Here is a 12,685-nt window from a genome sequence, read left to right on the forward strand (position 1 = left end):
CGGCTGGCGACGCCCTCAGCTCAGCAGCACCCAACCGCCTGGAAGATGCGTGGCGTGCGCGCCGTATGCGTCCTGGATCAGCGTGGCGATATCGGCCATCTGGTCGAGCGTGAAGCGCGCATGCACGCGCCTCTCGCCCAGGGCACGGTCGGTGATCACGATGTGCCCCGGGCGGTAACGGTTGATGTCGGCGACCACGTCGGCCAGCGGTTTGTTGTCGTAGATCAGCACGCGTTTGCGCCACGCCAGCGCGGTGTCCGTGTTCACAGCCACGGCGGGGGCCACGCGGCCCTCACCGAAAGCTACCTGCTGCGCCGGCTTTACAAGCGTCTCCGTGGAACCGAGCGACAGGACGGCCTGTCCGTCGAGGCAGGTCACCGCGGATTCGCTGTCGATACAGCGCACGGCCACGGCTGACCCCGGGGCCGATACAAGCCGAGCGTCGGCGATCTCCACGATGAAGGGTGTCTTGCGTGACGCATCGATGCGCACGACCGCTTCGCCGCGCCGCAGACGCATGCCGGTGACCGCGTCGCCGCTCCCGCGCAGACCGATATCCGTGGCCGTATTCATTTCGACGATCACGCCGGGAACGACCTCTACCTGGCGTTGCTCGCCCACCGCCGTGCGCAGGCGCGAAGCGTCGCTGCCGACGCCGGTTTCCAGGTCCAGCCCATATCGTCCGGCGAACACTGCCGCGACCGATGCAGCGACCGCGGCGGCGAGGAAGGTCCTCCGCCCCATGCGCACGCCGTGCCGCGCAGGCACGCGCTCGCTGCGCTGCGAGCGGCCATGACTGGCAATCGCCGGACCCAGGTCTTCCCACAGGCGCCGCGTGCGCGCGAACGCTTCGGCATGCTGCTCGCTGGAAAGGCACCAACGACGGAAGGCCTCGCCATCCTCGCGGGTAGCCGTGCCCGAGGTCAGGTGGACGAGCCACGCCCGGGCCTGGCGCTCGCTCTCTTTGATACTGGTCGTTCCCATACCGCTCAAGACGGATCGCCCGCGCCGGGACCGAACCGCTGGATCGAACGGCGTCCCACTTTTGTGGCACAGGTCTCAAGTGCCTTCTTCAGTTCCTTGCCCACCATGCGCACGGAGATGCCGTGCCTGGCGGCGATTTCGCTGTGCGGGAGTTCGTCCACGCGGGCCGCAACGAGGATGTCGCGCTGACGGCGCGTCAGGGCGTCCAATGCTGCGCTTAGCGCTTCCAGATCCTGGTGCGAGGCCAGCACGGTAGGCGGATCGACGGGATCGTCCACCCCATGCAGCAACTCGTCGACCTCGACGCCGGTCAGCAGACGGCTCGAACTGCGATGATGGTCCACCGCCATATTGAGTGCCATGCGGAACAGATAGGCCGTCGGATTCGCTGGAAGCGGATTTGTGGGAAGCGCGCTAGCGCGCGCAAGGCGGCTTGCCGCAAGCCCCTTCGAGCGCAAGCGTGCTTCCCACAGCCCTGGGGGTAATTCGTCATCCGGCGTGAGCCGCTCGACCTTCAGATACGTCTCCTGGAGCACGTCGTCCACCAGGTCGTCGGAACGCAGTCGCCGGCGCAGGCGCCGCCGGAAATCCTCGTAGTTGTCGATAAAAGTGCCGAGCAGCGAGGTCTCCATCGTCAGCCGTCCCATGCGCTGTTTGCCCTGCACGGGTCGATGCGGCCGGCCATAGGCGTGAGCAGGACGGTCACGGGACTGAAACGATGGAGCGCGGGCGGAACCCGCACCGTCCGCACGGCGGAGAGAACCTTGTCGTCCCTCGCAGGATCGCCGGACGGCGCCAGCGCGACGGCGCTCGCGACACTTCCGGCAGTGTCGATCCACAATTGCATGGCGAGGCGGAACGCGCCGGGGCGCGTTGCGGCACGCGCACACAAGGCACGTTCTATGGCCGACTGCAAGACGCCTGCCGTAGCGTCGTCCAGCGCCGCTTCCCCATCCTGCTTCGGCAATGAGGAAGGCGCGGCGGGTGCATCCGGCAACGTGACGGTAAAGGCGTTCATGGACGAAAAGCGCGCGTCGAGGCCGGTACCAAGCAGCAGGATGCGCAAGGCATCGCGCGGCGAGGCCTCTCCATGGATGCCCTGGGTCTGGCGATCCGCAACGAGACCGTCATCGAACAACACCGCCGTGCCTGCTGCCTCGCTGAAGGCGCGCAGCGCAGTGGCAAGCGCTTGTGCGTCGATGTCGAAGCGCGTAGGTGCATGCGTTCCTTCCGACCCCTGTGGCTGACCCGCCGACGTCTGCGCCCGTGCCACCGACCCGTGAAGCGCGAGCAGGACCATGCACGCGACGAGCGCGAGGACGCTGCGTGCCATGGTCATTCCTCACGCATGGGCGATGGGACGGGAGCTCGTTCCCGGCGAAGCCTAGGTGCGCTAAATGACAGAACGGCGCCGGGACGGTGACATGATTAATGACAAGACCGTGACAGCTTCCGATTTACTTACGGCTGCAACCGGTTACGTGCTATTCCGTATGCCGAGGCTACGGAGGGAAGACATGGCTATTCGATCGACGGTCGCGGCACTGGTCGCCATGACGGCATCCTTCGGCAGCCAGGCACAGGTCGTCGACCTTCCCGGCGTTCACGCCTCGGCGGAAACCGGCTGCGTGGAACCCGCCCAAAGCGCGTCCTCGGCCCTGTCGTACGACTGCCTGACCCGGATGATGGCGACGAACCCGCCCACACCGGCACCTGCGTTGCAGACGGACCCGAGCCAACGGCCCAGCAACACGCTAGGTCTCTACAACGCCAGCGGCCTGCGCAACCGGATGGGCCCGAACCTGGGCATCTCGGTGCAACCGTACCGCCCGAAGCCCACCTACCCCAACCCGCTGGCCCACTGAAAGCGCCACGTCGGAGCGCGCCTGCGCGCGACATTTTTTCGCGAGAAGCAACAGGCCCTGCTGCTCGCGGCCTCAAAAGCTGTCGCGCGCAGGCGCGCTCCTACAATGCGCGGCGCGTACCGGCGAGGTGCAAACTTCAGGGCTTGTTGAGCGGCACCGTCACGGTGGGCTCGCCGCTGCCGAGTTTAGCCTCGGCGCGATACGGACGCAGCGATTCGAATTTCTGCTGGTATTCGTCCGTCACCTGCTTGGCCTCGTTGCCGTTGCTGATCACCCTCGGCGTAATAAGCACGATCAGCTCGGTGCGATCGCGGTTGCGCGTGGTCGAGCCGAACAGCCTCCCAACGACAGGAATGCGGTTGAGGCCGGGGATACCGGTATCCGTCACGCCTTCCTGCTGCTTGATCAGGCCGCCGAGCAGCACCGTCTGCCCGCTCTGCACCGCCACCTGGGTCGCGACCTCGCGCTGCTGGATCGGGAAGTTGCCTGTGGTCGTGTCCTTCAGTCCCGGCGCGCTCACCACCTGGTTGATGTTGAGGTAGACCAGGCCGCCCGGATTCACGCGCGGACGCACGTTGAGGATCACGCCAGTGTCCTTGTACTCCACCTGGCCGATCGTGTTGTCCGTGTTCGCATTGGTGTTAACGAAGGTCTGTGTGATGGGAATCTGGTCGCCGACCTGGATATGCGCCTTCTGGTTGTTCAGCACCACGAGCGACGGGGCCGAGAGCGTCTTCGTATTGCCGCTGGTCTCCATCGCGCGCAACGCGACGGCGAGGTTGTTGTTCACGAACGAATAGAAGAACGTATCCGTACCTGGATGGAAGCTGTTGCCGCCGTCGCCGAGCGCCCACTGCTGCTTGTTGCCCGGCTGGCCGACGGAACCGTCCGTACCACCGACCAATCCTTCCAAGTACCACTGCACGCCGAACTGGAACTGCCCCGTCAACGCCACCTCGAGGATGCGCGTCTCGATCTGCACCTGCAGCGGCACAGCGTCGAGGCGCTTGATCGCCTGTTCGATCTCCGACCACTGCGCCGGACGGCAGCGCACCATCAGCTGGTTGTTCGAGTCCACCGACGTGATGCGCACGCCCTCGTCCGTAGTGACCGGGCCGCTGTGCTGGCGTCGCGATGAGGAATCGTCGCCGAGGCCGCCGCCGCCATTCGAGCCGAACGAGCCGAACGACGAGCCACCGCCCATGCCGGACGACGAAGACGAATAGGAGCCGTTGAGCCCGTTGTTGTTCGTCGTATTGAGCAGCGAGCCCGACGAGCTGTTTCCGAACGCGCCGGTCGTGCTGCCGAGGCCGGAGCCGTCGCGGTTGCCGAGGTCGCTGTCGCCGCCGCCCAGCGTGCCGGAACTCAGGCCCGGACCCACGCGGCCTCCGTTGTCGCCCGAACGGCCGCCGCCGGAACCGCCACCGTAGATGTCCGACAGGTACTGGGCGAGGTCGGAAGCCTGCACGTTGCGCACGTCGTAGACGTAGAGCTGCGGCTCGTTCCCGCCGCCGCGGTCGATGCGGTCGATCCAGCTCTTGACCTCTTCGAGGTAGGCCGGCTGCGGGCTGATCACCACCAGCGAGTTGGTTCGCTCGATGGGGATGAAGCGCAGCAACCCCGCCATGGGCGTGTTGCCCTTTTCGCCGAAGAGCTTGTCCAGCGTGGGCGTGAGGTCCTTCACTTCGGCGCGCTGCAGGCTGAAGACGCCGACCGACATGCCGCGCAGCCAGTCCACGTCGAAGGTCTTCACCGTGCGCTCGTAGTTATCGAGTTCGCTCGGCGTGCCCGCCATCACCAGCACGTTGCGCGTCGGATCGGCCAGCAAGGTCGCGTCCGGCCGCGCGAACGGCTTGATCAGCTTCTGCATCTCGGTGGCCGAGATGAAGCGCAATGGGAACAGGCGCGCCTGCAGCCCGCCCGGGGGCGCCGCGGCGCCGATGCTCGGCACCAGGTTGCCCGCCACCGCGTCCTTGGCCGGCATCACCACGTAACGCCCGTTGGTCTGGACCAGCGCATTGCCCGTCCACGACAGCAGCGTCTCCAGGATCGGCAGCGCCTGCTCGCTGGTCACCGGCTGCGAGGTGGAGAAGGACACGTTGCCCTGCACGCCCGGCACGATCGAGTAGTTCTCGTGCAGCAGGTCGCCCAGGATCGCCTTGACCACCGATTCGACCGGCTGGTTCTCGAAATTGAAGGTCACCGTGCCCGCCCCCGCCGCCACCGGCTTGGGCTTGGCCAGGCCCACGGGCTTGACGAACTCGCCCGTGCCCGTGGTGATGTCCGGCGCCGCCACCGGCGGCACCGGCGGATTGGTATCCCCGATCGCCAGCGGCTTGGGCACCGGCTTCTCCGTCCCGGCCAGGGCCTCGCGCTGCAGCGATCCGTCGTCGCGAGGCTGCGGCAGCGTCGTGCAGCCGGCAAGCGCGACCGCGAGCGCCGTAGCGGCGATCAGAGAACTTCTAGGCATGGAACAACGTACTCCCTCGTTGGACACGGCATGAACGCCGACTCCTGGCCCGCAGCCGATCCGCCAACTCTAAAGGGAGGGTCCCTACAGCGCTAGCTCCCCGTAGCCGACATGGATCACGGGATTCGACTTACAACGAATTCAGAAAGTTCCTAGGAGGCCATTATTCTGCCCATTCCGCGTGGAAGTTGCCCTTTGCGTCCAGCCGCTCGAAGGTATGGGCCCCGAAGAAGTCACGCTGCGCCTGGATGAGATTGGCGGGCAGTGTCTCCGCCCGGTAGCTGTCGTAGTAGGCTACGGCCGCGGAAAAACAGGGCACCGGCACGCCGACCCGCACCGCCTCGCCGACCACTTCGCGCAAGGCCGCCTGGTAGTTCCGGGCCACGTCGCGGAAATACGGGTCGAGCAGAAGGTTCTTCAGGTCCCCGTCGTTCCCGTAGGCATCCATGATCTTCTGCAGCAGCAGGCGCGCCCTGATGATGCAGCCGGCCCGGAAGATCTTCGCAATCCCGCCGTAATCGAGGTCCCAATGGTTCTCGTCCGAGGCCGCCCTCAGCTGGGCAAAGCCCTGGGCGTAGGAAATGATCTTGCTCATGTAAAGCGCGCGACGCACGGATTCGATGAAGGCCTTACGGTCGCCGCCGAATCGCGGCGCCTCCGGCCCGGCGAGCACACGGCTGGCTGCGACGCGTTCTTCCTTCATCGACGACAGCACGCGGGCGAACACCGATTCAGTGATCAGAGTGAGCGGAACGCCCAGGTCCAGCGCGCTCTGGCTCGTCCATTTACCCGTGCCCTTCTGCGCGGCACGATCCAGGATCATGTCCACCAGCATCTTTCCGCTCTTGTCGTCTTTCCGGCGGAAGATCTTCGAGGTGATCTCGATGAGGAAGCTGTCCAGTTCGCCCTCGTTCCACTCGCTGTAGACGTCGGCCAGCTCCTCATTCGAGAGACCCGCCACGTGCTTGAGCACGGCGTAGCTTTCCGCGATCAGCTGCATGTCGCCGTATTCGATGCCGTTGTGCACCATCTTCACGTAGTGCCCCGCGCCGCCCGGGCCGATGTAGATGACGCAAGGCTCGCCGTCCGGTGCGCGCGCGGCGATCTCGGTGAGGATCGGCGCCACCAGGTCGTAAGCGTCGCGCGGGCCGCCGGGCATGATCGAAGGCCCCTTCAGGGCGCCCTCCTCGCCCCCTGACACGCCCGTGCCGATGAAATGCAGCCCATCGGCGGCCAGTTGCTCGCCACGCCGGACGGTGTCCTTGTAGTAGGTGTTGCCGCCGTCGATGAGGATGTCGCCCTCGTCGAGCAAGGGCCGCAGTTGTTCGATTACCGCGTCGGTGCCGGCGCCGGCCTGCACCATGAGCAGGATGCGGCGCGGCTTTTCCAGCGAGCCGACGAAGTCCTCGAGCGTGTACGAGGGCACCAGCTTCCTTCCCGGGCTCTCCGCCATGACCTCGTCCGTCTTCTCCTTGCTGCGGTTGAAGATGGATACCGCATACCCACGGCTCTCGATGTTCCAGGCAAGGTTGCGGCCCATCACCGCCATGCCGATCACGCCGATCTTCTGCTTGCTCACGAGGAGGTCTCCGGCTGGTGGAAGGCTTGAGGATGGAACCTTCCACATCAAAGCGCCATCACGGCCTCGGGTTCTTGAACGTTTACCGCACTGCGGCGAAGGCCTTCCCCGGGCTCGGCTATGATGGGCGGCGAACCGGCGGCCGGACCGCCCGGAAGGATCGACACGCATGAACCAGGTGAAGTCGCATTCGCGCGACAAACGCGTCGCCAGCGCCCGCGAGGCACTGGCTGGCCTCGTGGCCGACGGTCAGACCGTCGCCGTCGGCGGTTTCGGCCTCTGCGGCATACCGGAACTGCTGATCGAGGCGCTGCGCGACTCTGGCGTGAGCGGCCTCACCGCGGTATCCAACAACGCGGGCATCGACGGCGTGGGCCTGGGCCAACTGCTCGCCACTCGCCAGATCCGCAAGATGATTTCCTCCTACGTGGGCGAGAACAAGGAGTTCGAGCGCCAGTTCCTCGCCGGCGAGCTGGAAGTGGAGTTCACCCCCCAGGGCACCCTGGCCGAGAAGCTGCGCGCCGGCGGCGCCGGCATCCCGGCCTTCTTCACCCGCACCGGCTACGGCACCCAGGTGGCGGAAGGCAAGGAAACCCGCGAATTCGACGGGCACATGTACGTGATGGAGCGCTCCATCGTGGCCGACGTGGCCCTGGTGAAGGCATGGAAGGCCGATCCCTCGGGCAACCTGGTCTATCGGAAGACCGCCCGCAACTTCAATCCGATGGTCGCCACCGCGGGAAAGGTCTGCATCGCCGAGGTGGAGATCATGGTCGAGGTGGGTGAGCTGGACCCGGACCAGGTACATACGCCGGGCATCTACGTCGACCGCATCGTGCACAATCCCGCGCCGTCCAAGCGCATCGAACAGCGCACCGTGCGCGCCTGAGGAGACCACCATGGCCTGGACCCGTGAACAGATGGCGCAGCGCGCCGCCCTGGAACTCTCTGACGGCGACTACGTGAACCTCGGTATCGGCTTGCCGACGATGGTCGCCAACCATCTGCCCGACGGCGTGGACGTGTGGCTGCAATCGGAGAACGGCCTGCTCGGCATCGGCCCCTTCCCCACCGACGACGAAGTGGACGCCGACCTCATCAACGCCGGGAAGCAGACCGTGACCGCGCGCCCGGGTGCCTCGTATTTCTCCAGCGCCGATTCCTTCGCGATGATCCGCGGCGGGCATATCGACATCTCCATCCTCGGCGCCATGCAGGTCACCTGCGACGGCGACATCGCGAACTGGATGGTCCCCGGCAAGATGGTGAAAGGCATGGGCGGCGCCATGGACCTGGTCGCGGGCGTGAAGCGCGTCGTGGTGCTCATGGAGCACATGGCGAAGGACGGCTCGCACAAGATCCTCACCGAGTGCACCCTCCCGCTCACCGGCAAGGGCGTGGTGAACCGGATCATCACCGACCTGGCGGTGTTCGACGTGACGCCCGGCGGGCTGGAGCTGGTCGAGCTGGCACCCGGGGTCGACGAGGCCCAGGTCCGCGCCGACACCGGCTGCGATTTCACCTCGAAGGTCTGACACTCAAAAAGCGCTCCTGATCTCTGTAGGAGCGCGCCTGCGCGCGACATCTTTCGAGGCCATGCCATCGAGCTGGCGGGCGAGATTGGGGACTAAGGCGAAAGGCTGTCGCGCGCGGGGCCCGCTCCTACCCGCGGAAAAAGAGTCGCCCCGCAGAGGACGCCTCAGCAGGGGCCTCGGGGGGGAGGTAGGCCGGTGCCGGTAGTTAGCGTCGATGCGGGGCGAGGAACCTGCCGACCCAGGGGGAGGGGTTGGTGGCAGGTCGAGATGAAGCATAGATTTCCTAGGAAATTCTGGCCAATATATCTTTTGGCACTCACTTATTCGAAAATCGACTATGTTCGACCTGCGCCAGCTACGCTACTTCGTCGAGGTCGCCGAGACCCTGAGCTTCACCCAGGCGGCGCAGCGCCTGCATATCTCCCAGCCGCCGCTCTCCCAGCAGATCCAGTCGCTGGAGGCAGACCTCGGCGTCCGGCTGCTTGATCGCAATCGTCGCCGCGTTGCCCTGACCGAGCCCGGAAGACTGTTCCTGGCCGAGGCCAAGGCCATCCTGTCCCGCGCGGAAAACGCCCGGACCGTGGTGACCGAGGCCGCCGCCGGTTTCACCGGCCAGCTCAGGCTCGCCTACGCCGTCTCGGTCTCCTTCCACCCGGCCCTGCCCGAGACCCTGCTGCGTTTCTCCCATGCCGTGCCCGGTGTGAGCCTGCACCTGGGAGAAATGTTCACCGGAGCCCAGTACGACGCCATCCTGTCGGGGCAGATCGACGTAGGACTGCTGCGCGCCCACCCGGAGGGCGTGGCGAACACCCGCCTGCTGAACGTGGAAGTCATCGATCACGAACCCCTCGTGGTCGCCCTGCCCGTCGGCCACCGGCTGGCGAAAGAGCCTGTCCTGCGCATGGCCGATCTGGCAGGCGAGCGCTTCGTGGCCCCGCCGCGCACCCAGGCTGCCACTCTCAACGACCGCCTGGCCCTGCTCGCCAACAAGGCAGGATTCCGCCCACACATCCGCCAGGAAGCCCAGCAGATCCCCTCCCTCCTCCCGCTCGTGGCGGCCGGACTGGGCGTGGCGCTGGTTCCTGCCTCGTTGCGGGTCGTGCATCTGCAGGGCGTCGCCTTCGTCCCGGTGGACGACCCCGAGGCCTATCTGTTGCTTGCCGTGGCCTCGCGCGTGGACAATACGTCGCCGGTGCTGGACAGCTTCCTCCGCACCGTCCGCGAGGCCCGCTCCAAGCTCGGCCTCGGCTGAAAGACCAATGCTGGCCGGTGCTTGCGCAAGCCCGACGAGGCCGCTACAATTCCGTTTTTCCTTGTCCGTAAAGTTTCAGGAGCTGGCCGTGAAGGTGCTTTCTTCTTTGAAGTCCGCGAAGTCGCGTCACCGTGACTGCAAAGTCGTTCGCCGTCGCGGCAAAGTGTTCGTGATCTGCAAGAGCAATCCGCGTTTCAAGGCCCGTCAGCGCTGATCCAGCTGCGACGTGTCTAAAAAGAGGCCGCGAAAGCGGCCTTTTTTTATCCCCTGGCTTCGGTGAGATACGGCGAATCCGGAATATCCCCCGTATCGCCCATGAACACGCAATTGCGCCCTGCCCGCTTGGCGCGGTAGAGCGCGGCGTCCGCGACCACCAGGAGGCGATGCAGTTCGAAGCCGCACTGCATCGTGCCGGCGATGCCGAAGCTCGCCGTCACCGTCAGGTCGGGCCGCGTCGGCGTGGCCGCCGTCGCCGCTATGGAAAGCCGCAATTGCTCGGCACGGGCACGTGCCTGTGCCGGGCTGCAATCGGGTAGCAGCACGGCGAATTCCTCGCCGCCCAGTCGACCGAAGACATCGCAGGCATGCAAGGCGCGGCGGCACACGTCCACGGCCCGCTTGAGCACCTCATCCCCTATGGCATGGCCGTAGGTGTCGTTCACCTGCTTGAAGTGATCCAGGTCGAACAGGATCAGGCACGCTCCGCGATCCGATCGAGCTCCATACGACAGGACCCGCTGCGCCTGCTCGACGAAGTGCTCGCGATTGCAGATGCCGGTGAGGCCGTCACGCCGGGCCAGCTTCATGAAACGCAGCTGCGAGCGCCTCAGCCACAGCAGCAGCCAGCCGATCCCTCCCAGGCTCGCAAGCAGCACCACGATGTACAGGCGTCCGGCTTCCACTTCCTTGCGATCAAGGGCGCCGGTGAGGCGCAGGATCTCGTTCTGCCTGTTCAGCGCCTCGACTTCTGCCTTGCGCGCCAGCAGCTGCTGGTCGACGATCTGGAACGCCAGACTGCGCGCGCTGACGTCGTTCAGGTAGCCCTTGTCGGCCTCCATGTATTTCTCGTGGTACGCCAGCGCAGCCTGCGCGTTGCCCAGGCGCCGTTCTACCTCATAGAGCACGCCGTATCCCGCGCGCCGGGGATCAGTGAATTCGTCCTTGATCGCCCCCGCGACGGCGGAGAGAGCGAAGCGGCGTGCATTCGCGAGGTCGCCCAGCTTCAGGTACGCCTGTGCCAGCGTGGCATCGTATTCAGTCAACAACGCCGGGTAATTCAGCGCGCGCAACCCGTCGCGGGAGTCGGTCAGGATCCTCACCGCCTCGGCCGCACGCCCCCTGGCAAGGTGAAAGGCGGCGATGTCGGAGCGCATGGTGTCCGCAAAGACATCGTTGCTCGTCGCATCGCAGACGTCGATCGCGCGCAAGTACATCGGATCCAGCGCCTCGAGGCGATTCGCTTCGCGCTCGGCGCGAAGGAGATGTTGCGCGCCGATGCAGATCGTCTGGCCTGGCGGCGGATTCTCCATCATTTCGCGTGCGTACGCTGCCGCCTGCTCGTATTGCCCGGCGGAACTGAGCAATTGCGAAGCTTCGCCCAGGCCCTGGAACCTCGCCTTGCGATCGCGAATGGAAGGCATCAGTTCCTGCAGCTGGTTGAGCCGCATGAATGCTTCCTGGTAGCGGTGGCCGACGCCGAGCAGGTTGATCAGCGTCGCCATCGCGCGAAGACGCAGCACGTTGTCGTTAGCGTTATCGGCGACGTCTTCAAGCGCTTTCCTGCCTGCCTCGTAGTCGCCGAGCCAGGTATAGCGCCATCCCTGCAGGAAACGCAGCTTCCAATGCTCGGCCGGCGCCAGCTTCGCGTCGTGCGCAGCGAGGCCTTCCAAGAGGCGGCCGAAAGTTTCGAAATCGGCGATCTTGATGTCGTCGGCCCGGGCGAGGATCGCTTCGGGCGATGATGGATTGCCAGCTTCGGGGCTCGCCTGCAAGCCTGTGCAGACCGCCAGGAGGATGCTGGCCAGGAATGGGAGAACTTGGCGGAAAGCGCTCTTCACGGCCTCAGCGGAAGGCATCCGGGAGGGGTGCACGTAAAACATTCACGTCGGGTTCCCCGTCGCCGTCCTCGTCGTCGAGCGGTTCATCCTCCTCGTGGGGCGGACCGTCCGGTATCTGCGAGCAGAAGAATTCGCGCTGACCCAGCAAGGCACGAAGTGCATCCCCGTCGTTAGCGGACAGCGCCTCGCCGACTTCGTCGTCGATGCCGGCTTCGAGCAATGCGATGCGCACCGCATCCGCGGACGCGTGGCGCAACGACGCATCGCTACCCGCGCGCGCAAGGAACTCGATGACTTTCCCCATCTGCCTCGTCCTTAGAGCGAGGCCCCCCGGCCCCGGCGGCTGACCCTCCCCTCGAGTGTCGCTCGCGAGCGGATGATAGTCCTCCGCGCGGGTCCGGAGTAGTAGGCCAACCGGACCGGCCGAACGGAATGCGGCGCCGCTCAGATACCTGGCATGGCAGGTACCGGATTCGCGTACAGCTAGAGCAATGCCGCCGCCTTCTGCAGGGCGATCCATACGCCGATCAGGAACGGGATGCCCACGCCCAGCCATGCCAGCGTTCCCACGATGCCGAATTGCCCGCGGGCAACGGCGGCGAGGTCTTCCGCCGAGGTGGCGGATTCATGCTGCAGGGAACGCTCGCGTGCCAGCTCCTCCTCGGTCATGTAGTACTTCGGGTTGACCGGCCGGACGAGGAGATTGCAGATCAGCCCCACCAGAAGCAGACCCGCGAGGATGTACAAGGTGCGGTCATAGACCAGGGTCTTGGGCACGCCGGCATTGAGCTGGGCTTCGCGCACCCCGGCGATCAGCACCGGCCCCGCGATGCCTGCCACCGACCAGGCCGTGAGCAGGCGCCCATGGATGGCACCGACCATCTGCGTGCCGAAGATGTCCGCCAGGTAAGCCGGAACCGTGGCGAAGCCGCCGCCGTACATG

Annotated in this window: 13 protein-coding genes; 5 read left to right on the forward strand and 8 right to left on the reverse strand. The window is 65.8% G+C overall.

Annotated elements, in window-relative coordinates:
• Positions 1-15: 15 nt before the first annotated feature.
• The 3 genes from ACR9ZH_RS09010 to ACR9ZH_RS09020 are packed head-to-tail and all read right to left on the reverse strand — an operon-like array spanning position 16 to position 2,317.
• Positions 16-984 carry a FecR family protein gene (locus ACR9ZH_RS09010; RefSeq protein ID WP_481290424.1) on the reverse strand — a complete coding sequence of 323 codons (969 nt, stop codon included), beginning with the start codon at positions 982-984 and terminating at the stop codon, positions 16-18.
• Between the two features lie 5 nt (positions 985-989).
• On the reverse strand, positions 990-1,631 hold the full coding sequence (locus ACR9ZH_RS09015) for an RNA polymerase sigma factor (protein WP_481290425.1): 642 nt from the start codon (positions 1,629-1,631) through the stop codon (positions 990-992).
• A complete protein-coding gene (locus ACR9ZH_RS09020; RefSeq protein ID WP_481290426.1) occupies positions 1,619-2,317 on the reverse strand; it encodes a secretin and TonB N-terminal domain-containing protein in 699 nt (232 codons plus the stop codon). Before ACR9ZH_RS09020 ends, ACR9ZH_RS09015 begins: the two co-directional genes overlap by 13 nt.
• 184 nt (positions 2,318-2,501) lie before the next feature.
• Between ACR9ZH_RS09020 and ACR9ZH_RS09025 the strand changes: the two genes are divergently transcribed.
• The gene (locus ACR9ZH_RS09025) at positions 2,502-2,849 is read left to right on the forward strand and encodes a hypothetical protein (protein ID WP_481290427.1); all 348 of its coding nucleotides are present in this window, start codon (positions 2,502-2,504) and stop codon (positions 2,847-2,849) included.
• A 136-nt stretch (positions 2,850-2,985) separates the two neighbouring features.
• Here ACR9ZH_RS09025 and gspD read toward each other — a convergent pair whose 3' ends face one another.
• Together gspD and gndA are read right to left on the reverse strand one after the other, a co-directional pair.
• Positions 2,986-5,319 (reverse strand): type II secretion system secretin GspD, encoded by a 2,334-nt coding sequence (gene gspD / locus ACR9ZH_RS09030; RefSeq protein ID WP_481290428.1) that lies wholly within the window; start codon positions 5,317-5,319, stop codon positions 2,986-2,988.
• Between the two features lie 163 nt (positions 5,320-5,482).
• Positions 5,483-6,898 (reverse strand): NADP-dependent phosphogluconate dehydrogenase, encoded by a 1,416-nt coding sequence (gene gndA, locus ACR9ZH_RS09035; protein WP_481290429.1) that lies wholly within the window; start codon positions 6,896-6,898, stop codon positions 5,483-5,485.
• A gap of 169 nt (positions 6,899-7,067) precedes the next feature.
• Between gndA and ACR9ZH_RS09040 the strand changes: the two genes are divergently transcribed.
• The 4 genes from ACR9ZH_RS09040 to ykgO all read left to right on the forward strand — a co-directional run bounded on the left by ACR9ZH_RS09040 (position 7,068) and on the right by ykgO (position 9,899).
• Positions 7,068-7,787 carry a CoA transferase subunit A gene (locus ACR9ZH_RS09040; RefSeq protein WP_481290430.1) on the forward strand — a complete coding sequence of 240 codons (720 nt, stop codon included), beginning with the start codon at positions 7,068-7,070 and terminating at the stop codon, positions 7,785-7,787.
• A gap of 10 nt (positions 7,788-7,797) precedes the next feature.
• A complete protein-coding gene (locus ACR9ZH_RS09045) occupies positions 7,798-8,433 on the forward strand; it encodes a CoA transferase subunit B (RefSeq protein WP_481290431.1) in 636 nt (211 codons plus the stop codon).
• Positions 8,434-8,770: 337 nt separating this feature from the next.
• Positions 8,771-9,685, forward strand: a complete 915-nt coding sequence (locus tag ACR9ZH_RS09050) for a LysR substrate-binding domain-containing protein (protein WP_481290432.1) — start codon at positions 8,771-8,773, stop codon at positions 9,683-9,685.
• Between the two features lie 88 nt (positions 9,686-9,773).
• A complete protein-coding gene (ykgO, locus tag ACR9ZH_RS09055; RefSeq protein WP_029213509.1) occupies positions 9,774-9,899 on the forward strand; it encodes a type B 50S ribosomal protein L36 in 126 nt (41 codons plus the stop codon).
• 46 nt (positions 9,900-9,945) lie between these two features.
• Here ykgO and ACR9ZH_RS09060 read toward each other — a convergent pair whose 3' ends face one another.
• The 3 genes from ACR9ZH_RS09060 to ACR9ZH_RS09070 form a co-directional block, all read right to left on the reverse strand.
• A complete protein-coding gene (locus tag ACR9ZH_RS09060; protein WP_481290433.1) occupies positions 9,946-11,784 on the reverse strand; it encodes a tetratricopeptide repeat-containing diguanylate cyclase in 1,839 nt (612 codons plus the stop codon).
• Positions 11,747-12,046, reverse strand: a complete 300-nt coding sequence (locus ACR9ZH_RS09065) for a hypothetical protein (RefSeq protein WP_481290434.1) — start codon at positions 12,044-12,046, stop codon at positions 11,747-11,749. The genes ACR9ZH_RS09060 and ACR9ZH_RS09065 overlap by 38 nt, the downstream gene beginning before the upstream one ends.
• A 179-nt stretch (positions 12,047-12,225) precedes the next feature.
• Positions 12,226-12,685, reverse strand: a 460-nt coding sequence (locus ACR9ZH_RS09070) for an MFS transporter small subunit (protein ID WP_481290435.1), incomplete at its 5' end; no start/stop codon positions are given.

It is taken from the genome of Luteibacter sp. SVR4-7G (genome assembly GCF_056755555.1).